The sequence below is a fragment of the Streptoalloteichus hindustanus genome, assembly GCF_900129375.1.
Lineage (GTDB): Bacteria > Actinomycetota > Actinomycetes > Mycobacteriales > Pseudonocardiaceae > Streptoalloteichus > Streptoalloteichus hindustanus.
Window position 1 is genome coordinate 1 of record NZ_FQVN01000011.1, and the last position, 24,373, is coordinate 24,373.

General features: G+C 71.0%; 21 protein-coding genes and 1 pseudogene. 11 read left to right on the top strand and 11 right to left on the bottom strand.

What is annotated here, in order from left to right; translation table 11 throughout:
* The 9 genes and pseudogenes from BUE43_RS26700 to BUE43_RS26740 all read right to left on the bottom strand — a co-directional run.
* Window positions 1–452: pseudogene (locus tag BUE43_RS26700) on the bottom strand (isochorismate synthase); the annotation flags it as partial.
* A 270-nt stretch (window positions 453–722) separates the two neighbouring features.
* Complete coding sequence (locus BUE43_RS26705) at window positions 723–1,814, bottom strand: 3-deoxy-7-phosphoheptulonate synthase (RefSeq protein WP_073488728.1); 1,092 nt, start codon at window positions 1,812–1,814, stop codon at window positions 723–725.
* Between the two features lie 104 nt (window positions 1,815–1,918).
* Window positions 1,919–5,272: a non-ribosomal peptide synthetase gene (locus BUE43_RS26710; protein WP_073488535.1), complete on the bottom strand. Its 3,354-nt coding sequence runs from the start codon at window positions 5,270–5,272 to the stop codon at window positions 1,919–1,921.
* 477 nt (window positions 5,273–5,749) lie between these two features.
* On the bottom strand, window positions 5,750–6,013 hold the full coding sequence (locus tag BUE43_RS26715) for a phosphopantetheine-binding protein (RefSeq protein WP_073488537.1): 264 nt from the start codon (window positions 6,011–6,013) through the stop codon (window positions 5,750–5,752).
* Between the two features lie 262 nt (window positions 6,014–6,275).
* Window positions 6,276–6,983, bottom strand: a complete 708-nt coding sequence (locus BUE43_RS26720; RefSeq protein WP_083960199.1) for a TetR/AcrR family transcriptional regulator — start codon at window positions 6,981–6,983, stop codon at window positions 6,276–6,278.
* 21 nt (window positions 6,984–7,004) lie between these two features.
* Window positions 7,005–8,786 (bottom strand): ABC transporter ATP-binding protein, encoded by a 1,782-nt coding sequence (locus BUE43_RS26725; protein ID WP_073488539.1) that lies wholly within the window; start codon window positions 8,784–8,786, stop codon window positions 7,005–7,007.
* Complete coding sequence (locus tag BUE43_RS26730) at window positions 8,786–10,603, bottom strand: ABC transporter ATP-binding protein (RefSeq protein WP_073488541.1); 1,818 nt, start codon at window positions 10,601–10,603, stop codon at window positions 8,786–8,788. Before BUE43_RS26730 ends, BUE43_RS26725 begins: the two co-directional genes overlap by 1 nt.
* Before the next feature lie 387 nt (window positions 10,604–10,990).
* On the bottom strand, window positions 10,991–11,305 hold the full coding sequence (locus BUE43_RS26735; protein ID WP_073488543.1) for a DUF397 domain-containing protein: 315 nt from the start codon (window positions 11,303–11,305) through the stop codon (window positions 10,991–10,993).
* Window positions 11,302–12,159, bottom strand: a complete 858-nt coding sequence (locus BUE43_RS26740) for a helix-turn-helix domain-containing protein (RefSeq protein ID WP_073488545.1) — start codon at window positions 12,157–12,159, stop codon at window positions 11,302–11,304. The genes BUE43_RS26735 and BUE43_RS26740 overlap by 4 nt, the downstream gene beginning before the upstream one ends.
* Before the next feature lie 196 nt (window positions 12,160–12,355).
* Between BUE43_RS26740 and BUE43_RS26745 the strand changes: the two genes are divergently transcribed.
* The 6 genes from BUE43_RS26745 to BUE43_RS26770 all read left to right on the top strand — a co-directional run bounded on the left by BUE43_RS26745 (window position 12,356) and on the right by BUE43_RS26770 (window position 15,742).
* Window positions 12,356–12,589 carry a hypothetical protein gene (locus tag BUE43_RS26745; RefSeq protein WP_073488548.1) on the top strand — a complete coding sequence of 78 codons (234 nt, stop codon included), beginning with the start codon at window positions 12,356–12,358 and terminating at the stop codon, window positions 12,587–12,589.
* A 312-nt stretch (window positions 12,590–12,901) separates the two neighbouring features.
* Window positions 12,902–13,450: a DUF3558 domain-containing protein gene (locus BUE43_RS26750; protein WP_268844449.1), complete on the top strand. Its 549-nt coding sequence runs from the start codon at window positions 12,902–12,904 to the stop codon at window positions 13,448–13,450.
* 206 nt (window positions 13,451–13,656) lie between these two features.
* A complete protein-coding gene (locus BUE43_RS26755; RefSeq protein WP_073488553.1) occupies window positions 13,657–13,983 on the top strand; it encodes a hypothetical protein in 327 nt (108 codons plus the stop codon).
* 45 nt (window positions 13,984–14,028) lie between these two features.
* Window positions 14,029–14,598: a DUF3558 domain-containing protein gene (locus tag BUE43_RS26760; RefSeq protein WP_234995958.1), complete on the top strand. Its 570-nt coding sequence runs from the start codon at window positions 14,029–14,031 to the stop codon at window positions 14,596–14,598.
* A 205-nt stretch (window positions 14,599–14,803) separates the two neighbouring features.
* The gene (locus tag BUE43_RS26765; protein ID WP_073488557.1) at window positions 14,804–15,130 is read left to right on the top strand and encodes a hypothetical protein; all 327 of its coding nucleotides are present in this window, start codon (window positions 14,804–14,806) and stop codon (window positions 15,128–15,130) included.
* Between the two features lie 9 nt (window positions 15,131–15,139).
* Entirely contained in the window at window positions 15,140–15,742 is a 603-nt protein-coding gene (locus BUE43_RS26770) for a DUF3558 domain-containing protein (protein ID WP_073488559.1), read from the top strand.
* Window positions 15,743–16,220: 478 nt separating this feature from the next.
* On the opposite strand, the gene BUE43_RS35685 is transcribed toward BUE43_RS26770, so the two are convergent.
* Window positions 16,221–16,352 (bottom strand): hypothetical protein, encoded by a 132-nt coding sequence (locus BUE43_RS35685; protein WP_268844448.1) that lies wholly within the window; start codon window positions 16,350–16,352, stop codon window positions 16,221–16,223.
* Between the two features lie 550 nt (window positions 16,353–16,902).
* Here BUE43_RS35685 and BUE43_RS34395 point away from each other — a divergent pair.
* The 3 genes from BUE43_RS34395 (at window position 16,903) to BUE43_RS26785 (ending at window position 18,454) form a co-directional block, all read left to right on the top strand.
* The gene (locus BUE43_RS34395) at window positions 16,903–17,052 is read left to right on the top strand and encodes a hypothetical protein (RefSeq protein ID WP_159447791.1); all 150 of its coding nucleotides are present in this window, start codon (window positions 16,903–16,905) and stop codon (window positions 17,050–17,052) included.
* A gap of 52 nt (window positions 17,053–17,104) precedes the next feature.
* On the top strand, window positions 17,105–17,872 hold the full coding sequence (locus tag BUE43_RS26780) for an ESX secretion-associated protein EspG (RefSeq protein ID WP_073488563.1): 768 nt from the start codon (window positions 17,105–17,107) through the stop codon (window positions 17,870–17,872).
* Window positions 17,873–17,947: 75 nt separating this feature from the next.
* Window positions 17,948–18,454, top strand: a complete 507-nt coding sequence (locus BUE43_RS26785) for a DinB family protein (RefSeq protein WP_073488565.1) — start codon at window positions 17,948–17,950, stop codon at window positions 18,452–18,454.
* A 118-nt stretch (window positions 18,455–18,572) separates the two neighbouring features.
* On the opposite strand, the gene BUE43_RS26790 is transcribed toward BUE43_RS26785, so the two are convergent.
* Complete coding sequence (locus BUE43_RS26790; RefSeq protein WP_073488568.1) at window positions 18,573–21,737, bottom strand: efflux RND transporter permease subunit; 3,165 nt, start codon at window positions 21,735–21,737, stop codon at window positions 18,573–18,575.
* Window positions 21,738–21,946: 209 nt separating this feature from the next.
* Here BUE43_RS26790 and BUE43_RS26795 point away from each other — a divergent pair, with 209 nt between their 5' ends.
* Entirely contained in the window at window positions 21,947–22,684 is a 738-nt protein-coding gene (locus tag BUE43_RS26795) for a response regulator transcription factor (protein ID WP_073488570.1), read from the top strand.
* The gene (locus BUE43_RS26800) at window positions 22,681–24,207 is read left to right on the top strand and encodes a sensor histidine kinase (RefSeq protein ID WP_073488572.1); all 1,527 of its coding nucleotides are present in this window, start codon (window positions 22,681–22,683) and stop codon (window positions 24,205–24,207) included. The genes BUE43_RS26795 and BUE43_RS26800 overlap by 4 nt, the downstream gene beginning before the upstream one ends.
* The last annotated feature ends 166 nt before the right edge of the window (window positions 24,208–24,373 follow it).

Here is a 24,373-nt window from a genome sequence, read left to right on the forward strand (position 1 = left end):
GACCGCGCCAACACCACCTTCTCGAACTCACCGGACCGCATCCGCGCCACCGCCCGCGCCACCGCCGACAGATGTGCCTCCGGCTCCGGCACCGGTCGAACGTCGAAGTCCAACGCCGGAGCGCGATCGTCCACAATGGACATGTTGACGGAGATCGGTTCGGTGCGGCGGAAACGGTGTGGCACCACGAGATGAGCCGGCTGGCCGTGGTCGAACGGCACGGCGCCGATGACGACCGGGCTTTCGTGGCCGGCCTCCGCCGCCGCGCGCAGCGCGGCGACGACGCGAACCGGGAGGTCGGCCAGCTCGTCCGCGCCGCTGGCCGGCGCAACCGTGGTCACCGCGCCCTCCGCGAGGAGGGTGTGACGCGGCGAGGCGAAGAACGCTGTTCCCGTCCGGTACTCGGCGAGAAGGTCTCGCTCGGTCGGGATGGCGGCGACATCAAGGGACACGACGTTGCTGCTCCGTTCTGCGGGACATCCGCACCGGTGGTGACCACGGCGGGGAAGCGCCAGGAAGCACCACGAACACCTGCTGGTCCTCGTCGCGTGCGAGCGCACGCGAGTCCTGTGATCGGTCCTCGTGTCCGCGCGGTGCGACGTCGTGCGCACGGCGGACCGCTCCTCGGTCGCGTGTCGTCGTACGGCGGAGGAGAAGCGCCTGGTCGGCGTCGTTCGGGTGTCGGGGTGGACCGGGACGGGCCCCGGCCCACCCCGGTCGGGTCAGACCCGCGCGGGCACGAGGTCCGCGCTGTGCCTCCTGGCGCGTGCGGCCTCGGCCAACGTGCGGAGCACGTCGACGGACACGTCCCAGCCCATGCAGGCGTCGGTGACGCTCTGGCCGAACGTCAGCGCGCGGCCGGGCGCGATGTCCTGGCGGCCCGGCTCCAGGAAGCTCTCCAGCGCCACGCCCCGGATCGCGAGCTGGCCCTCCGCGATCTGCTCGGCGAGTTCCTCGGCCACCACGCGCTGCCGTTCGTGGCACTTCCCGCTGTTGCCGTGGCTGGCGTCCACCACCAGCCGTTCCGGCAGGCCCGCCGCGCGGAGGCGGCGCACCACGTCGTGCACGTGCTCCGCGCCGTAGTTCGGACCGTCCGCGCCGCCCCGCAGCACGACGTGGCAGTGCTCGTTGCCGCTGGTGCGCAGCACCGCGACCGCGCCGCCGTCCTCGACGCCCAGGTAGGCGTGCGATGCGGCGGCGGACCGCACGGCGTCCACGGCCACCTGGACCGAGCCGCTCGTGCCGTTCTTCATGCCCACCGGCATCGGCAGGCCGCTGGCGAGCTGCCGGTGCACCTGGCTCTCCACGGTGCGCGCGCCGATCGCCGCCCAGGACACCAGGTCCCCCAGGTAGCCGGGGCTGATCGGGCTGAGCCACTCGCACGCCGTGGGCAGGCCGAGCTCGGAGATCTCCACCAGCAGCGCCCGCGCCCGGCGCAGGCCGTCCTCGACGGCGTACCCGCCGTCCAGACCGGGGTCGACGAGCAGCCCCGGCCAGCCGAGCACGGTCCTCGGCTTCTCGAAGTAGGTCCGCATGACCACGACGAGGTCGTCGGCGAGCTCGTCGGCGGCGCCGCGCAACACCTTCGCGTAGGCCAGGGCGGAGTCGACGTCGTGGACCGAGCACGGCCCCACGAAGACGAGCAGCCGCTCGTCGACGCCGTCCAGCACCTGGCGCACGGCCTCCCGCCCGGCGAGGACCGTCGCCGCCGCGGTGTCGGTCACCGGCAGCAGCTCGGCCAGCGACGTCGGGGCGGGCAACCGCTCCGCCACCGTCGTGCCGCCCGCGCCGACCGCCGGTGGTCCCTGATCCACGTCCTCGGAACGTAAGTTGACCATGTCTTTGCCCCCTCCAGTTCCCGCCGGGGATCAGTCCCCCGGCAGGGGTTCGGCGCTGGGCGGTGCGAACCGGCCCCGGATCACCGCTCCACGCCGTTGTCGTCGGACTCCTCGGCGAGCAGCGCCGCCAGTTCCTCGGGGGACAGCCGCTCGATTTCCTGGTGGTACCGCGCGATCTCCTCAAGGCCGCCCCGCTCGGACTCGGCCTCGGTCATGGCCGCCGCCATCCCGGCGACCGTCGGCGAGCCGAACACCATGCGCAGCGAGATCTCCGCGTCCTCGAAGATCTCCCGGAGCGCCTTGACGATCCCGGTCGCGGCGATCGAGTCGCCGCCGATGGCGAAGAACTCCTCGTGCACGCCGACGTGGTCCAGGCCGAGCCGCTCGGCCCAGACCGAGGCGACGACCTCCTCCAGCGCCGAGCGGGGTTCGCCGTCTCCGTCCACAGTGGACTGATCACCCCAGGTGGACGTGCCCACCCCCGGGTCGGGCAGCGCCGACCGGTCCACCTTTCCGTTGGGGGTCAACGGCATCCGGTCGAGCACGGTCACCGACGCCGGCACCATGTGCTCCGGCAGCAGCGCCCGCACGTGCTCGCGCAGCTCGGTCGCGTCGGGCGCGTCGTGGCCGGCGGCCGCCGTCACGTACGCGACCAGCGCCTGGTAGCCCTTCCGGTCCCCGTGCTCGACGGCCCGCGCGACCGCGATGCCCACCGCGGGGTGGCTGCCCAACGCGGTCTCGACCTCGCCCAGCTCGATCCGCTGGCCGCGGATCTTGACCTGGAAGTCCGCGCGGCCGACGAACTCGATCGTCCCGTCGGGCCGGTACCGGCCGAGGTCGCCGGTGCGGTACAGCCGCTCCCCGGTCCCCGGGTGCGTCAGGAACGCCGCCGCCGTCCGCTCCTCGTCCCCCCAGTAGCCCCTCGCCACACCGGGACCGGCGCAGTACATCGTCCCGGTGACCCAGTCCGGACACGCCTCCAGCCGCTCGTTGAGGACGTAATAGCTGGTGTTGGCGATCGGCTTGCCGTAGGGCACGCTGCGCCACTCCGGGTCGATCTCCCCGATCCGGTGCCAGATGTTCCACAACGTGGTCTCGGTCGGCCCGCCGACGCTGACCACCTCGATCCCGGTCCCGAGCCGGGTCAACGTCCTCGGCACGGCCAGCGGGATCCAGTCGCCGCCCAGCAGCGCCAGGCGCAGCGAGGAGATCAGCTCCGCCCGGTCGCCCAGGTCGGTGAGCAGCATCTCCATCATGGCCGGCACCGAGTTCCACACGGTCACGCCGTGCCGGTGGATCAGCTCCGCCCAGTGCGTGGCGTCGCGCGTGCCGTCGGCGTCCGGCACGACCACGGTTCCCCCGGCGCCGAGCACGCCGAACAGGTCGAACAACGACATGTCGTGGTGCAGCGCGGTGAGCGCGACGCACCGGTCCTCCGGTCCGATCCCGAACTCGCGGATCGTCTCCACCAGGCAGTTCACCAGGCCGCGGTGCTCGATCATCACGCCCTTGGGGCGGCCGGTGGAGCCGGAGGTGAACAACACGTAGGCCAGGTCGCCCGGCTCGGCGGTGGCCGGCAGCGGCTCGGCGGGCAGCTCCGCCGGCAGCGGCTGGTCCACGTCGAGGAAGGTCAGCCCGTCCGGCCAGTCCAGCCGCTCGCGAACCCGGGTCTGGGTCAGCACCAGGTCGACCCGGCCCTGCTCCAGGATGTCGCGGACCCGGGCCGACGGCGCGGCCGCGTCGATCGGCAGGTAGGCGGCGCCGGCGAACAGCACGCCGTAGGCCGCGACGGCCTGCTCCCAGCCCTTCTCCATGACGATCGCGACCAGCCGGTCGCGGCCGGCGCCGTGCCCATGTCCGTGCCCGTGCCCGTGCCCGTGCCCGTGCAGCCAGTGGCCCACGCGCATCGCCGTGTCGTGAAGCTCCCGGAAGGTGAGCGTGCGGTCGGCGGCGATGACGGCCGGGTGGTCCGGCCGCCGCTCGACCTGCTCCTGGAACAGGCTCTGCACGAGCACGTCGGGGATCTCCCGCCGCACCCCGTTGTCCCCGGCCCACCGCCGCGCCTGCTCGGGCGGCAGCAGTTCCAGGTCCGACGCCGCCCACGCGGCCTCGTCGGTGGCCAGCCGGGACAGCAGACCGCGGAACGCCGCGAACATGTCGTCGACGACGCCGTCGGGGAACAGCTCCGCGACGACGTCCCAGTTGAGGTGCAGTTCGCCCTGCCGCTCGTCGACCTGGACGTCGAAGTACACCTGCGGGGTCTGCGAGACACCGAAGACCTGCGGGAGCTGCCGGTCCAGGAAGGTGGGCTCGCCCCCGGCGAAGGCCAGCGTGCTGGTGAGCACGACGGGCATCCGCGCGCCCTCGGTCGCGCCGTGTAGCCGGCTCAGCTCGCGCAGCAGCCGCACCCCGCTGACCTGCTGGTGCTGGAGGTCCCGCCAGAGCTGGCGCTGGACGCGCCGCGCGCGGTCCTCGAACGAGCCCGGCTCCCGGTTGTCGACCTCGACCAGGGTGAACGACGCGAACTCGCCGACCACCTCGTCCACCTGCGGGTGCACCGGGAACCGGTTCATCCGCGGGACGTTGATCGTGAAGTGCGCCCCGCGGCTCCACCGGGTCAGGACCTCGGCGAACGCGGCGATCAGCAGACCGGTCGGGGTGAGCCGGGCCTGCGCCGCCCTGGCTTTCAGCGCCGACCATCGATCCTTGTCCACAGTGGTGTCCCACCGGACGAACCTCGGGTGCGTCACCGAACCCGGGTCCTTCGCCAGCGGCAGCCGCGGCGCGTCCGGCAGCTCGGGCAGCCGGGCCGCCCAGTACTCCTCGGCCCTGCGGTGCGCGGCGGAGTCGCGGGCGGCCTCCTCCGCGAGCACGTAGTCGCGGAAGGTCAGCTCCAGCGGCGGGAGCTCGACGTCCGGGTCCTCGTAGTACCGGGACAGGTCGGTCATCATCAGCCGGAAGCTCGCGGCGTCGGTGACCAGCGCGTCGAAGCTCAGGTACACCCGGCAGCGCCGGTCGTCGAGGCGGGCGGCCACCACCGAGAACAGCGGCCACCGGTCCACCGGCCGAACCTCGTGCGACAGCCGCTCGCGCAGCGCGTCCAGGCCGGCCCGCACCTCCTCGGGCGGCCGTCCGCGCAGGTCGACCACCTCCACCGAGAACGGTGGCACGTCCGCCAGCACCCGCTGTTGGTGGGTGTCGGGCAGCACGACGGCGCGCAGCATGTCGTGCCGGTCGATCACTCGCCGCCACGCGGCGTCGAACCGGGCGAGATCCAGCTCGCCCTCCAGCTCCACGTACTCGTGCGTGGAGACGTTGCCCAGCTCGAAGACGTCCGTCCGCCCCAGGACGTACGCCTGCTGGGTGTCGGTCAGCGGGAACGGCGCGAACCGCTCACCACCGACACCGGTCCCAGTCGGTCCGGCATGGACCATGAATCGTCACTCTCCCCAGAAATCGACGATCCGCGAACACGCGCACGGGCCGCGTCGACCCGAGCGGGGTCGCGCCACGCGGGCGACGCGCACCGATTCACGGTGCCGGGACCCGGTGTGGCGACCGCGCGAAGAGATGAATTGGCGAAGTCCCACGGCGCGCGACGGCGACGGAAAACCACCCCACGACGTCGTGGAAACAAATTGCTGCGTGAAGCACGCGGAGCGGCGCCCCAAGAAATAACCGCCCGCGACGGCGTCGTCCCCACACCGCCGTCATTCAGTCATGCGCTCGTCAGTGCCGTTCACTGGTGCCGTTCATTAGGCCGTCAGTCGGCGTCGGGCGTGCGGCGGCCGCGCGAAACCAACGCGCGAAACCGGCGGCGCATCACCCGGCTGAATCCCCGGTGCCGCGGACCGTTCCCGCCCCAGGAACCGGTCCGGGTCCCATCCCGGTGGTCGTTCTCCGGACGGCCCTCAGCCGTCCGCGCGCGGCGCCCCTTCGACGAGCCGCCACCACTCGGCGAGCGTCGGCCGCTCGGCGAGCTCCACGAACTGCAGTTCGACCCCGTGTTGTTGGAGCCCGTTCACCAGAACCATCATCCGGACCGAGTCCAGTCCGAGTTCGAAGAGGTTGTCGTCGTCGGCGATCTCCTCCCGAGCCACTCCCAGAAGTTCCGCGACCGCGGAACGGAGCCCTTCCGACGTGAGCCCCTCGGCCAGCCCCTCAAGCACGTCCATGCCATCTGTATACCACCGGCGAGCGAGCCGGAGCCAGATTCCGAAATCACTCTTCCAGGGGTTCGCCCAAACGGGCGACAGCGACCATCGTTCGCTTGTCGGCAATAGGTTCCACCGCCCTGACGGGCCGCGGACGAAAGCATGAAAAAGCAACTACGACGACACCGGACGGCCGCCCGACGAATAGGCGCGCGGGAAAGTGATCAGGCACACCGGTAAATAATCCTGTCAAAAAACTTTCGTATTTGTGCGAAGTTTTTCCTCACCCCGCTTCCGGTTCGTCGGTCGCTTTCGCCTCGACCCGGAGGCGGCAGCCGTCCACGGCGAGCTCCAGCTTGCGGAGGAACCACTCCCTCGGCCCGGCGAGGGCGTGGCGCACCGGCTCCCGCAGCCGGGGGTCCAACCGGTCCACCCAGGACTCCGGGTCGGCGCCGGCGGCCCGGCGCCGCGCGCTGACCGCCATCTCCGTGGCCAGGTCCCAGACCAGGTCGACGGCGAGCACCGCCTCGTGCGGGTCGAACCCCATGCCGAGCAGGTCCACCGCCATCCGGTCGAACCGCCGGACGGTGGCGGTCAGCGGGACCCGCGCGGTCATGACCTCCTCGGCGAGGCCGGGGTGCGCGGCGAACAGCCGCCACAACGCGTCGCCCGCCGCGAGCAGGTAGGCCCGCCAGTCGTCGCCGGCCACCGGCCAGCACGCCTTCTCCACGACCCGGTCGACCGCGGCGGCCACCAGCTCGTCCCTCGTCGCCACGTGCCGGTACAGCGTGGACTGCCGCACGCCCAGCCGCTCCGCCACCGCCACCGAGGTGATGCGGTCGAACCCGACGGCGATCGCGGCGTCGATGATCGCGTCCCGGTCGACGAGCGGAGGACGCCCGGCCCGGGGCGTGGGGGCGGCACGCCCCGGGCGGGCAGGACGCCGCCTGGGGGACGGCGTGGACGGAGGGACTGCCTCGCGCTCGCTCATGACGCGATCCTCCGACGTCGACTACGCGACCGGTGTCACCGACCCGCCGCCGACGGGGCTGGGGCTCCGGTCGCCGCGCAACCGCCAGGTGCCGGCCCGGGAGCGCTCGCGCCAGAACGCCGCGTACTGCCCGTCCCTGGCCAGCAGCTCGTCGTGGGTGCCCACCTCGGCGACCCGCCCCCGGCTGTCGAGCACGACGATCTGGTCGGCGGCGACCACCGTCTGCAACCGGTGCGCGATCACCAGCATCGTGCGGTCAGCCATCCGGCCCAACGCCTGCTGCACCGCCGCCTCGTTCTGCGGGTCCAGCGCGGCGGTGGCCTCGTCGAGCAGGACGATCGGGGCGTCCTTGAGGATCGCCCTGGCCAGCGACACCCGCTGCCGCTCGCCGCCGGACAGCGCCGCGCCGCCCTCGCCGACCCGGGTGTCCCAGCCCTGGGGCAGCCGATGCACGATCTCGTCCACGCCGGCCAGCCGCGCGGCCTCGCGCACCTCGTCGTCGGTCGCGGCGGGCCGGCCGACCCGGATGTTCTCCGCGATCGTGGCGTCGAACAGGTAGACGTCCTGGAACACCATCGCGAGCTGGGCCACCAGGCTCTCCGAGCCCAGCTCGCGGACGTCCACCCCGCCGACCCGCACGCTGCCGGAGTCGACGTCCCAGAACCGGGCGATCAGCCGGGTGACCGTGGTCTTGCCGGAGCCGGACGGGCCGACCAGCGCGGTCATCGTGCCGGCCGGGACGCGGAAGCTGACCCCGTCCAGCACCGGCCGGCCGGCCGCGCCCTCGTAGGAGAACCGCACGTCGGCCAGCTCGATGTCCGAGCCCTTCGGCTGGAGCGGCTGGGCGGGCTCGGGCAACGGCGGCGTGGACAGCACCTCGTCCATCCGCTCCAGGCTGGCGCGGGTCGACCGCAGCACGCTACCCAGCTCACCGACCTCCACGATCGGCTCGGCGAACCGCACGACCAGCACCAGCAGCGCGATCAGCTCGGCGACGTCGACCGCGCCGCCCAGGGCGAGGTCCGCGCCGAACACGACGGCCACCGCGACCGCGAGCTGCACGGCCACGGTGAAGACCGCCTTGCCGGGCGCCATGCGCCGGGCGTACCGCCGGGCGACGCGGTCCTGCGTCCGCATCGCCTCCTCCAGCGCGGCGTGGTCGGCGCCCACCCGGCCGAACGCCCGCAGGGTCGGCTGGAACCGGGCGAACTCCACGATGCGGTCGTTGGCCTCGGCGACGGCCTCGTCCATCGCCTGGTCCGCCCGCGCCACCATGCCGACGGACCAGCGGTGCACCAGGTACAGCACCGGGGCCGCGACGAGCATCGCCGTCGCCAGCCGCCAGTCGAACAGGAACATCGCGAGCACCACGGTCAGCGGGGTGACGATCCCGCTGAGCAGGGGCTGGAGCTGGTGGGCGAACAGACCGGTGATCTCCCGGACGCCACTGCTGGCCAGCTTGGCCATCCGCCCGACCCGGCCGCCGGAGAACCAGCCCAGCGGCAGCGTGGCCAGGTGGTCGCCGATGCGGTGGTAGAGCTGGTTCGCGGCCTCCAGGCCGACCCGGAACCCCTGGAGGGACTGCACGTAGTACGCGACCACGGTGGCCGCCGTCGCGACGGCGAGCGCGCCGAGCCAGGGCCACGCCCCGGCGACGTCACCGCGCAGCAACGGACGCAGCACCGGCACGAGCAGGACGAAGGTCACGCCCTGCAAGACCGCGTAGCAGACCACGGAGGTGAGGAAACGGTGGATCGGCGCGCGGTAGTCGTCGCCCACCACCCGCAGGAGCTGACGGATCATCACTGCACCTCTCCGTGGCCGTGCGGCACGAGCACGCGCGCCGAGGTCTCGTCCGTCCCGCCGGGGACCGCGCTCTGGTACGCCCGCCACATCTGGTGGTAGCGGCCCTCCGCCGCGATCAGCTCCTCGTGGCGACCGCGCTCCACCACCCGGCCGCCGTCGAGCACCACGATCTGGTCGGCGTCGACGATCGTGGACAGCCGGTGCGCGATCACCAGCACCGTGCGGCCGGCCACCAGCTCCGACAACGCGTCCTGGATCGCCGCCTCCGACTCGGGGTCGGCGTACGCGGTGGCCTCGTCGAGCACGAGGACCGGGGTGTCGGCGAGCAGCGCCCGCGCGATGGACACCCGCTGCGCCTCGCCGCCGGACAGGTGCGCGTCCTCGCCGACCACCGAGTCGTAACCCCTCGGCAGGGCCGTCAGCCGGGCGTCGATCTGGGCGGCGCGGGCGACCGCGCGCACCTCGTCGAGCGTGGCCCCGGGCCGGCCGAGCCGGATGTTGTCGAGCAGGCTGGCCCGCAGGAGCTGCACGTCCTGGAGGACGAAGCCGACCTGCCGGTAGAGCTGGTCGGCGGGCACCTCGCGCACGTCCACGCCGCCGATGCGGACGCTTCCCCCGGTGACGTCGTAGAACCGGGGCAGCAGTTTGGCCAGTGTGGACTTCCCGGAGCCGGACGGGCCGACGACGGCCGTGACCGTGCCCGGCTCCAGGGTCGCGGTCACGCCGTCGAGCACCTGGTTCTCGCCGTCGTAGCTGAAGGCGACGTCGACGAACTCGACGCGGTGCCCGTCCGGCAGGCCGGGCTTCTCCGGCGCGGCCAGCGGCGGGGTGTCCAGCACCTCGTGGATGCTCTTCGCCGCCGCCACCGCGGACATGAAGTTCTGCACGAAGTAGGCCAGGTGCCCGAGCGGCGCGGTCAGACCGAGGCCCAGCAACAGGAACGGCAGCACGTCCACCGGCTGGACCCAGCCCAGCCCGGCGAACACGGCGCCCTCGACGGCGACGACGAGCAGCATGACCGCCGGCGCGACGATCGCGGAGCTGACCGCCTCCAGCCGCAGGATCGGCCGCACCACCCGGCCGAAGGTGTTCATGTAGTCGTCGGCGGCCTGGGCGAAGGTGTCGTGCGCCCGGCGGGCCTGACCGAAGGTCTTCACCACCGCGATGCCCTGGACGAACTCCACGACGGCGGAGTTGATCCGGCCCATCGCCCCGCCCAGCTCGCCCATGTGCTCGCCGGCCGTGCGTTCCTTGGCGCGGTGGAACATCGCGTAGACCGGCAGCGTGATGAGGGTCAGCAGGGCCAGCCGCCAGTCGACCGTGACGAGGTAGACCAACGCGGCGATCGGGGCGGCGATCGCCCCGGCGAGGTCGAGCACGGCGTGCGCGACGGCGTAGTGCAGGGCCTCCACGTCGTCCTGGAGCGCCTTCTTCACCTGGCCGCTGTTGTTGTCGGTGAACCAGCCCAACGGGACCGCGCCCAGGTGCTCGGTCATCCGCCGCCGAAGGCGGAGCTGGATGTCCATGTCCACGGCGTGCGTGACGTTCGCGGCGAGGTCCTGGAAGAGGAAGCGGACCAGCACGGCGCCCACGGCCACACCCGCGACCGTCCACACGCGACTGTTGTCCGGAGCCCCACCGACAAGTTCCCTGGCCAGCTCGTAAATCGCCACGAACGGGACGAGGGACGCGACCGAGGCGACGACCCGCAACGCCACCGCCAGCAGGAGCCGGGGCCGTTCCGGCGCGAGGATCGCGGCCAACGGCCCCATGCCACCACCGGCCGTCGCGGCCTGCTCCGAGGGTCCGGCCATCTCTTCTCCTCCCGCCGGGCCGTGGACCCGACGTCGTCTCGGAGCGACCGCCAGCCACCGCCCCGTTTTGCGATACCCTATCGCGAACTAGCAAGGCGAGCCTAACTTCTGTCATCTTCCCACGGTTTTCCCAGCTCACCGCGCCCGTCGACGCGAGGACGCCCAGGAGTCGACACCGGGTTCGCCACAGGGAGACGAGAAGAGGTTGCCCCGCAAGGGATCGCGGCAGGGGCGGAGAAGGCCCAAGAAGTTGCCGCAGGCGGGATCGAGATCAGTCAGTCTGCCGACTGATGCGGAGTGGCGTCCTGCTCGCCCTCACCGTGCCCGCCGGGCAGGCCAGCAGCAGAGCGAGCAGGGCACGCAACCGCAGGTGGACCGAAGACGCGGCTAGATGTCGAGTGCGCCGGACTTCACGCGCGCGATAAACGAGACGAACACGGAGCGGTCGACCATCAGAACAGCCCGAGCCGCACCAAGGTGCGCCTGCTTGGTGTCACGCACCCCGACGCACTCCGCCGCTCCGACCTCGACACACTCGCCTCCATTGGCGCTGTAGCTCGACTTCCGCCAGGTTCCGACCTCGACGCAGTCACCGCCGTTGCCACTGTGGCTGGACTTCCGCCAAGCCCCGACCTCGACACACTGGCCACCGTTGCCGCTGTAGCTCGACTTCCGCCAAAGAGCAGCCTGGTTGAAGCTCATGGTGACGCGACCTCCTCTCGAAGCCGCTTGATGATCTCACGGCTGCCCTCTGGTGGAGCCGCCAACGTCCGCAACTGGTTCATGATCTCCGTGTACCAGCGGATCACTTCCGGGTCGTCGTAGCAACGACCCGCCACCTGGTTCTCGACGTAGGCAACCCTCGGCGCGCTCAGCTCCGCGAACCCGAGAATCGTGAAGGGACCATGCAGAGCTGGGTGCGCACCTGCTGATGGCGGCAGCACCTGAATCTCGACGTGCGGCTCCTCCGCCATCTTGAGCAGGTGCCCCAGTTGGTTGGCCATCACCGCAGGGCCACCAACCATCCTGCGGAGCGCACTCTCATCGAGGATCGACCAGAGCCGGGGTGGCTCAGCCTCGGCGAGGAACTCCTGCCGTGCCATCCGCAATTCGATCTCCCGGAAGAGGTCGCCATCGACCAACTTCGGGACCGAGGATTTCAGGACCTCGGTGGCATACGCGCGTGTCTGAAGCAAGCCAGGGACCGTGGACACGGTGAAGGTCTCGATGGTGCTCGCGCCCTGTTCCAGGCCCACGAACAGCTCGAAGTCCTGCACCAAGCTCTTCGCGTCGGCCCACGGGTTCGGTTTCTTGGCCTGTGCGAGGAGATCGCGGAACTGCTCGACCAGGTCCTCGCGCTGGTACAGGCGCAGCATCGTCTCCACGACCGGCCAGCGCGGCAGCGAGTGCATGGTCTCGTAGTGGCCGACCCGGGACTCGACGCAGTCCAGGTGCTTGGCGACATCCCGCTGCGTGTAGCCGGCCTCCTCACGCAGCTTCTTCAGTCGGTAGGCGACATACCGGCGATGCACGGCGCTGTTCCCGCGTGGAGTCATGGCCCGGAAGCCTGCCGCCCGGCTGCCGGCAGATCAGCCGACATCACCACGGACCACCCGATCGGGTCACTAGTGAGCTAGCCCGTAGCTCCCTATGGTCTACAAGCACGAAGAGTGACGAGTGCCCAGCGGGCACGTCCACTTCGTCGCAATGTCTGTCAGGGAGCCGAAAGCCCTGGAAAAGGGAGGAACCACCGTGCGCTACAGGCAATCTTCGGTCGACATCGGGGCCTGGGTGTCCGTGGAGAGCGGGACCGAGGTCCGCTGCAACCCCTGCAACGACGGTGAGTCGGTCATCGTGTCGTTCAACAGCTCCGAGTTCGAACTGGTCCTCGACCACGACGTGCTCAAGAAGTGCGTCACCACGTTCACCGAGGCGCTGAACAAGATGGCCAAGGCCAAGGAGACCGAGGAAACCACCCAGGCCTGAGCCGGCCTCGTGCACCTCGGACCGGGCACATCTCGTCGGGGACGTGCCCGGTCCCGGCTGCACGAACCCCTTGTGGCCAACAGGTCCCGTGCACCTCGATCCCGGGCGGCGCGCAACCCCAACACATCAACACCGCGCGCCGCCCGTCCCAGGTGGTGGGGTGGCGGAGGGTCCTACCCCCTCCGCCACCCCACCACCCTCTCCTGTACCTCTGGCGCGACATCGCCAACGTTCTCGTCGCCTACTCGCGTGTGAGGCCAAGCTGTGCGTCGACTCGTCCTTGTCCCGTTAGCCTTCGCCGTCTCGTTGGCCGTGCCCTCCTGCGTGAAGACCGTCTCCGGCACGCCACTTCCCGCCGTCATCACCTCAGACACGTCCGCACGGCTCTCCCCTCCCCTGACCCAGCCTCCCCTCGACACCGCACGCTTCGAAGCCGACCCCTGCCAGGCCCTCCGACCAGAGCAGCTTGCTCAATTCGGCAAACACGAACCGCCGAAGAACCTAGAACCGATCGCTGGACCCAACTGCTCATGGGCAGGCACCGACGCGCTGATCGACACCACAGTGGCGATCACTATCAACACCAAGTCCGGCGGCCTGGAAGGCATCTACCTCCGCCGCGACAAATTCGGCCACTTCCAACCCACCACCGTCGCCAGCTACCCCGCCGTCCAAGCCGTCGACTACCGCGACGCACCCAAACAAGGCAACTGCGTCACACTGGTCGGGGTGAACGAGGACCGCCTCGTCGTTGCTTACACCACGATTCGAGACCGCAAACACCCGGACTACAGCTCAGCCTGCAAGGTCAGCGACCAGGCTGCAGCCCTGGTGATCGAGAACCTCAAGGCGGCGAAGTAGAGACGGTGCCCCAGGGCCACCTACCCCCGTGGCCCATGCCCCTCACCACGATCTTCGACACAACATCATCAACTTGCCCTCACTCTCCGCGCACACCCGCTAACATCCCGCGTTGTTGGGGTACTTGCACGTTGGTGTGCGCGCCATCGTGCCCACGGCGCTGCCGTGGGCACGATGCTGCGCTCGATGCAGGGGGTGTTGAGGCGATGTCGGCCGACAGCGGCGTCCCGAAGCTGGTCGTGGCACCAGCGAACGTCGAAGGCATGATCAAGGACCTGACCGAGGTCCTGAAGGAATTGGAAGAGGTCGACCAGGAAGCTCAGGAGTTGAAAGAAATGGAGGCTCCGGGTTCGGGAGACCCCCATACCGCCTTCGCTGTAAGAGAGATCAGCCGGCTCGCCTCGGATGAGGATGGCTGCCACGGCCAAGCCAACAGGGCGTACCGTCAGGCGATTCAGAGTGTGATCGACAACCTGCAAGCGTCCCTGGCCACTTACCGGCAGGCCGAGCAAGCCAACACGATGCGGACGTGAGGACAGGCTGTGCGACGACTCATCCTTGTCCCCGTGGCCTGCGCCATGGTGCTTTTCACCGCCTCGTGTGGCGGAAGCACAGCCGGCACACCCCGGGCTACCGGTAGCAGCGCTTCTACTGCGGCCACGACCTCGCGTCTTGCTCCACTGCTTGCCCAGCCTCCCCTGGACACCTCACGCTTCGAGGCCGATCCCTGCCAGGCCCTCCGACCCGAGCAGCTTGCTCAATTCGGCAAACACGACCCGTCGAAGAAACGTGACCCAGTGACCGGACCCAATTGCGCGTGGTCAGGCGCAGACGCGCTGACGGACACCACGGTGGCGATCATCATCAACACGAAATCTGGTGGCCTGGAAGGCATCTACCAGCGCCGCGAGGGCTATGGCCACTTCCAACCCACCACCATCGCAGGCTACCCCGCCGTCCAGGCCATTGACTCCCGAGACGCACCCAAACAAGGCGACTGTCGCACCTTGGTTGGGGTTGCAGAGGAACGTCTCATCATTGCTCACACCAACATTCGGGACCGTAAGAATCCCGACTACACCTCAGCCTGCAAGGTCAGCGACCAGGTGGCAGCGCTGGTGGTCGAGAACCTCAAGGGGGCCAAGTAGAGACGGTGCCCCAGGGCCCCTGCCCCCGTGGCCCACGCCCCTCACCACGATCTTCGACACAACATCATCAACTTGCCCTCACTCTCCGCGCACACCCGCTAACATCCCGCGTTGTTGGGGTACTTGCACGTTGGTGTACGCGCCATCGTGCCCACGGCGCTGCCGTGGGCACGATGCTGCGCCCGATGCAGGGGGTGTTGAGGCGATGACGGCCGACAGCGGCGTCCCGAAGCTGGTCGTGGCACCAGAGAACGTCGAAGGCATGATTCGGGACCTGACCGAGATTCTCGCCAGGCTGATGGAGGTCAACCTCGAAGCCCAGCGGTTGACAAACGTTGAAGCACCCGGTTCTGGTGATCCCCACACCGCGTTCGCGATCCGGGAGATCAGCCGACTGGCCTCCGACGAGGACGGCTGCCACGGCCAAGCCAACAAGGCGTACCGGCAGGCGATCCAGAACGTAATCGATAACCTTCAGGCGTCGCTGGACACCTACCGGCAGGCCGAGCAAGCCAACACGATGCGGGCGTGAGGACAGACTGTGCGTCGTTTCATCCTCGTCCCGGTGGCTTGCACCATGCTGCTTGCAGCGGTCTCATGCAGTGGAAGCACGGCGGGTACGCCACACCCCACCGTCAGCTCCTCCGCCGCGACTGCGTCTTCCCGTCTTGCCCCGCCACTAGGTCAACCTCCCCTGGACACCTCACGGTTCGAGGCCGACCCCTGCCAGGCACTCCGACCTGAACAACTCGCCCAGTTCGGCAACCACCGCCAGCCGAAGAAGCAGGACCCAATCGCCGGACCGAACTGCGCGTGGGTGGCCGCAAACCCCATGGTTGACACCACGGTGGGGATTGATATCAACACCAAATCAGGCGGCCTGGAGGGCATCTACCAGCGTCGGGACAAATTCGGGCACTTCCAGCCCACCACTATCGCCGGCTATCCCGCCGTCCAAGCCATCGACTACCGGGACGCCCCCAAGCAGGGCGACTGCGTGACTCTGGTTGGGGTCGCCGAGGAACGCCTCATCACCGCCTCCATCGCAATCGGCGACCGCAAACACCCGGACTACAGCTCAGCCTGCAAGATCAGCGACCAAGCCGCAGCGCTGGTGATCGAGAACCTCAAGGGGGCGAAGTAGCGATGGCCGAGAAGATCGCGGGGACGCCGAGACCTGCGGGGTGGGACGCGGCCACGATCTACCGCTGGTTCCACGAGGGCAAGGACGTCAGCCAGACGACCCATCCCACCTCGGAGCAGTGGCGCAAGATCGGCGAGAAGTACGACGCCATCAAGCAGATGGTCGATGGCTCAGTGCGCAAGCACCAGGGCTCCTGGGAGGGCCGAGCGGCCGATGCGGCAGGGGCGGCCATGTCTCCGCTGGCAGCCTGGGCGGAGGAAGCCAAGCGGGTCACGGAAGGCGTCGCCAGCAGGGTCGGGGACCAGGGGTCGGCGTTCGTCGACACCAAGCACAGGGTCGAGAAGCCGCAGGATCTTCCGGACAAGCCGTTTCTGAACGACTACAAGCCGTGGACGACCGACTACGACAAGGCGGTCAGCGCGAGCAAGGCGGTCGAGGCCAAGAACCGGCAGGCTGTCGAGACTTACGGGACGGTCACTCAGCACAACGTCAGCACGCTGCCGACGTTCACTCCGCCGCCCTCGATCAACTCCAACGTGAGCACGTCGGACTTGAGGCAGGTGGACCCCGGATATCGGGACCACAACGTGGATTCCACGCGCGACGTCACTCGGACCACCTCGGTGGATCGGCAGTCCTCCGACCGTTTCGCCCCAGTCGACCCGAGGTCCGTGCGGCCGATTGGTCCCCCGCCGCCTGGCCCGGCCGTGGTGGACCCGCCGCCCGCGCGGACCGATCCGTCCTGGGGGAAACCAGGGCAGGGTGGCACTGATCCGGGGTGGCGCCCGGGCGACCACGGCGGCGTTCGGCCGCCCTACCCGGGGCCGACTCCGCCGACCCCGGTTCTTCCCCCTGGCGGTGGCCTGCGGAACCCCGGTGGGATTCCTCCTCGCACGCCGATCCGAGGCGGTCTGCCCGGTCAGAACCCACAGGGATACCCCGGGGGTCCTGGCGGTGGCGGACGTGGGCTTCCCGGCGGTGGACCTGGTGCCGGCTTCGGGCCTCGGGGTTCCGCCGGGTTCGGGCCAGGGGGCCTCGGTGGTCCTGGCCAGGCCGGACCGCTTGGTCCCGGTGGCAGCACCGGCGCTGGCAACTTCCCTTCCACAGCGCGCCCTCTCGGCATGCCGGAGGGAAACCCGGCGAACCGAGGTGGCCCCGGGATGGCTGGAGCGCCCGGTGCCGGTGCGGGGCGCAAGGAAGAGGACAAGGAACACCAGCGTCCGGACTACTTGCTGGAGGACCCTGACGTCTACGGCGATGACCGGAAGGTCGCGCCCCCGGTGATCGGCGAGTTCCCGCCCAGGAACTGATCTGCCCACCGCCACTCGGCACCACCACGACCTAGCCCGAGAGGATCACTTGATGCTGCGCGCGAGCGTGGCCCTGTCCGTGCTGGCCTACGACGTGCTCTGGCAGCACCACGGTCTTGACGAGAAACCCAACGCACTGCACACCCCCTCTCCCGGCGCGACCGAGGAGGAGCGGGCGGTTCTGGAACACCAGGCGTGGCAGGAACTCGACCGGAGCGGTCTGGTCCACAATGGACGGATCGACGAGGACCTGGTCGAGGCCCTGTCCCTGCTCGCCCGGCCCGCCGAGGAGGTCTACGCCTGGGTCAACCAGACCGAGGGGCCGGACTACACGGTGCTTGCCGCGCTCCGCGGTGGTGACGCGGTTCTGGCCGTCCTCACCAGGGAGGAGTTGCGGCTGCATCCGGTTCGGCCCACCGCCCTGGTGGAGACCCTGGTCTCCGCGCTGCCCGACGTGCCGGCCGCGCGGGGCCGCTCCCTGAGCACGCCCGCCGACCAGCTCTCCCAGCCGCCGGCCGACCCGGACAACTGGCTGGAGGAGGTCCGACCGATCGACTCCGACGGAAACGGACAGGCGCACAACGTGCTGGCCCTGCCCCGCACCGGTGGCGGACAACTCCACGTCGCGGTCCGGGACCGGCTCGGGCAGCGTCGCCGCGCCCCGCATCCGGTCACGTTCATCGACACCACCGAAGGTCGCTGGCTGACCCAACTCCGTCCCGATCCCCACCGGCAGCCCTGGGTGGTGCTCACGCCCGCCGACTCCCGTCTTCTCACCGCCCGTCTCCACGAGATGCGCGCCGAGCTGACCCGCGCCTGACCAGGTGTCCGAAATCCCTCCGGGACTAGGCCGTTCGGGCGAGTTCTGTCGGCGGGATGGGGCAAGCTTGCGGACATGCCAAACCTCGTCGGCCCTGTCCCGGACGAGCGCAGCGCGCTCCTGGCCTTCCTCGACCGGCAGCGGGTCGCGCTGCGCGCGACGCTGGACGGCCTGACCGAGGAGCAGGCGCGGGCCACGCCCAGCGCCAGCTCGCTGTCCCTGGCCGGTCTGCTCCGGCACGTCATCCGCACCGAGCGGCGCTGGGTCGTCGCGGGGCTGGCCGGGCGGCCGTTGCCCGGGCTGTGGCCGATCGAGGGCTGGGGCGAGGTGGAGTTCGCCCCCACCGAGGCGGACACCGTGCCGGCGCTGCTCGACGCCTACGAGGCGGCGGCCAAGGAGACCGCCGAGATCGTGGCCGGCGTCGAGGACCTGGGTCAGGCGTGCGCGGCTCCGGAGTGCGCGCACTGGTCGGCGCGGTGGGTGCTCCACCACCTGATCGAGGAGACCGCCCGGCACGCGGGCCACGCGGACATCATCCGCGAGTCGCTGGACGGCGCGACCGGGCTCGACCAGCGCGCCTGAGCCGCCCGCGCTCCGACGACCATCCTCAGTGGACGGTCACGGCGCGAGGCGGGAGAACGAAGTGGCGCCGGAGTTCCCCTCCCCCCAGGGAACTCCGGCGCCACAACAGGTTCCAGGGTCAGGCGCCCGAGGGCACTGCCTCCCTGGCGTCGGTCACGGTCTCCTCCGCCGGCGGCTGGTTCCGCCGGTCGCGGCGGCGACGGGACCGCTCCTTGGCGCCCTCCACGAGCGAGTACAGCACCGGCACCACGACCAGCGTGAGCAGCGTGGAGCTGACCAGACCGCCGATGACCACCACGGCCAGCGGCTGCGAGATGAAGCCGCCGCCCCCGGTCAGACCCAGGGACATCGGCACCAGCGCGCAGATCGTGGCCACCGCGGTCATCAGGATCGGCCGCAGCCGGTGCCGGCCGCCCTCGATCACCGACTCGGCGACGCCCATCCCGCTGGCGCGGTAGGTGTTGACCAGGTCGATCAGGACGATCGCGTTGGTCACGACGATGCCGATGAGCATCAGCAACCCGATCAGCGCCGGCACGCCCAGCGGCGTCCCGGTGACCAGCAGCAGCCCGAGGGCGCCGGTCGCGGCGAACGGGATGGACACCAGCAGGATCAACGGCTGCACCAGGCTGCGGAACGTCGCGACCATGATCACGAACACCAGGGCGATCGCGACGACCAGGGCGAGGCCGAGGTCGGCGAAGGCGTTCTGCTGGTCGGACGAGGCCCCGCCGAGCGAGTAGCTCGCGCCCGCCGGGAGGGTCAGCGCCTGCAACCGCCGCTGGAGCTCGGCGGTGACCGAACCGAGGTCCTTGTCGCCCGCGCTGGCGCTGATCGTCACGCTGCGCGCGCCGTCGATCCGGTTGATCTGCGTGGGCCCGGCGGTCGGCTTCACCTGGGCGACCGCGTCCAGGCGCACCGGGCCGGCCGCGGAGCGCAGCGGGAGGGCCCGCAGGGCGTCGAGGTTGGCCGGGGCCGTCCCCGCCCGCAGCACCACGTCCTGCTGGACGCCGTCGAGCACGGCCCTGCTCACGGTGGCGCCGCGGAAGGCCTCGCCGACCGCCTGGCCGATCTGCGCCTCGGTCAGCCCGTTCCTGGCCGCCGCCTGCCGGTCCACCTTCACGTCGACCATCGGCGCGTTGTCGGCCATGTTGCTGGTGACGTCCGCCGTGCCCGGGGTCTCGGCCACCACGGCCCGCACCTGCTCGGCCGCCGAACGCAGCACCGCCTCGTCCCTGGCCTGGACGACGACCTCCAGCTTGGAGCCGCCACCCCCGCCGCCACCGCCCACGGTGACCTTGCCGACGTCCTGGAGCTTGCCGATCCGGTCCCGCACGGCGCGTTCGATCGCCTTCTGGTCGCGGTCGGGGTCGGTGGTGATGGAGAAGCTGGCCTTCGCGGCGTCGCCGCCGCCAGGGCCGAAGCCGCCGCCACCGCCCACGGTGACCTGGTAGGACCGCACACCGTCCACCTTGGACACCGCCTCCTCGACCCGCTTCGCCGCGGCGTCGGTGCCCTCCAGGCTGGTCCCCACCGGCATGCGCTGGCTGATCGTGAGGGTGTTGCCCCCGGCGTCGTCCAGGAAGTTGGTCTTCAGGCCGGGCACCAGCGCGAGCGTGCCGACGAAGATGCCGCCGGCGATGGCCAGGGTGGCCACGCGGTGCCGCAGCGACCAGCGGAGGACGGGGACATAGGAGCGCTGCAGCAGGCCGCGCCGCTCCCGCTCGTCGGCCTCGGTCCGCACCCGCTCGGGGTCCTCGCCGGGGCGGGCGGACGGCTTGAGGAACCAGTACGCGAGCACCGGGATGACGGTCAGCGACACGACCAGCGACGCCAGCAGCGCCACGGTCACGGTCAGCGCGAAGGGTCGGAACAACGCGCCGACCATGCCGCCGACCACCGCGATCGGGGCGAACACCGCGACCGTGGTGAGCGTCGAGGACGTGACCGCGCCGGCCACCTCGCGCACGGCGGTGAGGATGCCGCGCCGCTTGTCCTCCCCGTAGCCCAGGTGCCGCTTGATGTTCTCCAGCACCACGATCGAGTCGTCGACCACCCGGCCGACGGCGATCGTCAACGCGCCGAGCGTGAGCATGTTCAGCGAGAAGTCGCCGATCCACAGCGAGATCAGCGCGACCAGCACCGAGAGCGGGATGGACACCGCGGTGACCAGCGTGGACCGCACGGACATCAGGAACACCAGGATGACCAGCACCGCGAAGGCCAGGCCGAGCAGGCCCTCGGTGGTCAGGCCCTCGACCGAGCGCTCCACGAACGGCGCCTGGTCGAAGACCACCGTCAGCTTCGCGCCGTCGCCCAGGGCGGTCCGCAGCTTGGGCAGCAGGTCGTTGACGGCGTGCGAGATCCGCACCGCGTTGCCGTCCGGCGTCGCGGTCACCGCGATCCCCAGGCTCGGCTGGCCGTCGGTCCTGGTCAGCGTGGTCGACTCGGCCGCGCTCGCCGAGACGGTCGCGACGTCGCCGAGCCGCACCGGGGCCGGAGCCGCGCCGCCGCGCTGACCCCCGGCGCCGGGGACACCGGCGACCGGCGCGAGGTAGATGTCGCGGATCTCGTCGAGCGAGGCGAACGTGCCGCCGACGGACACGGTCGAGGACTTGCCGTCCTGGGTCAGCGTGCCGCCGGGCAGCGGCAGGCCGCTGGCCTTCAGCAACGCGCCCAGCGACGTGGTGTCCAACCCGGCCTGGGCCAGCTTGGCCGTGTCGGGCGTGATCGTCACGACCGGGTCGGGAGCGCCGGTCAGGCTCGCCTCGCGCACGCCGGCGACGGCCTGGATGTCCGGCAGCGCGACCTGGCGCAGCTTCCGCGCGAACTGCTGCTGGTCGCCCGGACCGCTGGCGGCGAGCTGGATGACCGGCAGGTCGGAGGTGCTGCCGGTGAACAGGTGCGGGTCGACGCCGGTGGGCAGTTTGCCCCGGACCTGGCTGATCGCCCGCTCGACGTGGCCGCTGGCGTCGGCGATCTTCGTGCCGTAGTCGAACGCCACCTGCACGGTGGACGAGCCGGCGCGGGAGAACGAGGTGACCTTCTTCACCCCGGCCACCCCGCGCACCGCCTGCTCGATCGGCAGGGTCACCTGTTGCTCGGCCGTGGCCGGGCTGGAGCCCGGGTAGGCGGAGCTGACGAACACCGCCGGGAACTCCAGGTCCGGCAGCATCTGTTGTTTCAACGACGGGATGGCCCAGGCCCCGAAACCGGTGATCGCGACCGCGACCAACGCGATCAGGCCGCGGTGGGCGAGGCTGAGTCTCGCCAAGAAAGACATCGCTGGTTCTCTCCCCCTCGAAAAGCAAGCCGCACGACGGGTGGCGGCCCTGCCCCGACCAGCCCAACACGCCCGCCCGAACACCAGCTCCAACGAACCTGAAAGACAGCTGAAAATCACGCCGCGCCGAGCACGTGCGGCTTCAGGGGACTTTCAGCTCCACAGTGCACGCTGGTGCGGCACACGCCGAGCGCGAGGAGGGGACGGCGATGGCGACGCCGGAGGCGGAGCGGGACGGCGACCGGAGGACCCGGCTGCTGGTGGTGGACGACGAGCCCACGATCCTGGAGCTGCTCGCCGCCAGCCTGCGCTTCGTCGGGTTCGAGGTGCGGACCGCCGAGTCCGGGACCGAGGCGCTCGCGGTGGCCGCCCAGTTCCAGCCGGACCTGCTGGTCCTCGACGTCATGCTGCCCGACCTCGACGGCTTCACGGTGACCCGGCGGCTGCGCTCCGGCGGCACGCGGGTGCCCGTGGTGTTCCTGACCGCTCGGGACGCCACCGAGGACAAGATCACCGGGCTGACCATCGGCGGCGACGACTACGTCACCAAGCCGTTCAGCCTGGAGGAGGTCGTCGCCCGCATCCGCGCGGTGCTGCGCCGCGCGCGCCCCGAACTGGCCGGGCCGGAGGAGGGCGGGGACGACGGCGTGCTGCGGTTCGCCGACCTGGAGCTGGACGAGGACACGCACGACGTGCGCCGGGCGGGCCGGCTGGTCCGGCTGTCGCCCACCGAGTACAAGCTGCTGCACTACCTGCTGCTCAACGCCGACAAGGTGCTCAGCAAGGCGCAGATCCTCGACCACGTCTGGCGGTACGACTTCGCCGGCGACGCGCGAATCGTGGAGTCCTACATCAGCCTGCTCCGCCGGAAGATCGACACGGTGGACCCGCCGCTCATCCACACGCTGCGCGGCTTCGGCTACAGCCTGCGGCTCCCCCGCGGATGAGCCGGCGACCCCTGCGCGCCAGGACCGGCGGCGCGTCGTTGCGGGCCCGGCTGCTGGTGGGCCTGCTCGTGCTGGCCGGTTTCGGGCTGCTCGGCGCCCACGCCGCCTCCGCCGCGTTGCTGCGCGGTTACCTGACCTCCCAGATCGACGACGGGCTCAACGCCACGCACGGCCAGCTCGCCACGCTGGAGCAGCAGCAGGGCATCGACCTGCTCACCCGCGGCGACGCGACCGTGAGCGACGAGGTGCGCGGCGAGATCCCCCGGGAGCTGGTGATCGAGTACCACGCCCCCGACGGGGTGCTCTGGCTCCGGCTGTCCGGCGCCCGCGACGCCGCGCCGCCCGCCCTGCCGAAGCTCGACCTCGCCGCCGCCAGGGAGCTGGCGGGTCAACCGTTCGAGGTCGGTTCGACCAACGGCGACCGCCGGCCGCACTACCGCGTGCTCGTCCGGGTCATTCCCGGTGACAAGGGGGTGGCGGTCGTCGCGGTGGACACCGCGCCCCGGCACGCCACCGTGCGCCGGCTGGTGCTGATCGAGCTGGTGGTCACGCTCGTCGTGCTCGTGGTGCTGGTCCTGCTGGGCAGGGGGGTGGTCCGGCTGGCGCTGCGCCCGCTCGACGACGTGGAGGACACCGCAGAGTCGATCATCAGCGGGGGCGACCTGTCCCGCAGGGTGCCGGTGACCGGCTCCCAGCCGTCCGAGATCGGCCGGCTCGCCACGACGCTCAACACCATGCTCGGCCAGATCGAACGGGCCTTCCGCCAGCGGGCCGACTCGGAGGCCCGGCTGCGGCGGTTCGTCGCCGACGCCAGCCACGAGCTGCGCACGCCGCTGGCCGGCATCCGGGGCCTGGCCGAGCTGCACCGGCAGGGCGCGGTGCGGGACGAGGCGGAGACCCGCCGGCTGGTCGGCCGGATCGAGGCCGAGGCGACCAGGATGAGCCTGCTCGTCGACGACCTGCTGCTGCTGGCCAGGATGGACGAGGAGCGGCGGTGGCGGCGCGAGCCGGTGGACCTCGTGCCGGTCGCGGTGGAGGCGATGGAGTCGGCCAGGGCGGTGGACCCGCACCGCCCGCTGAGCCTGGTGATCCTGCCGGAGTCCGGCGGGGACGACGTCCCGCCGGCGACCGTGCTCGGCGACGAGGTCCGGCTCCACCAGGTGGCCGCCAACCTGCTGGGCAACGCGTTGACCCACACGCCGCCCGGCACGCCGATCGTCGTGCGGGTGGGCGTGGACGACGGGCTGCGGCACGGCCTGCTGGAGGTCGTCGACCGGGGTCCCGGGCTGACGCCCGAGCAGGTCGAGCGGGTCTTCGAGCGCTTCTACCGGGGCGACCCCGCGCGCACCAGGCCGCACAGCCGCACCGGGTACAGCGGGACCGGACTCGGACTGTCCATTGTGGACGCCATCGTGACGGCCCACCGGGGCCGGGTGGAGTACCGGCCGACGCCGGGCGGCGGGGCCACCTTCCGGGTCACGCTGCCCCTGGCCGGCCACGGGGAGGACGGCGACACCCCCTGACCCGAACGGAGCAACGCCCCGCCCGACCCGTCCGGCCGGCCCGCTCGACGGACCCGTCCGGGACCGTTCCGCCGCTCGCGCGGCGGCGAACAGCGGGGCGCCGGACCGTCGAACCCGGTACGGCGGAAGAAAACCCCATCGCGCGACGGGGTGGGCGCGGCCAATA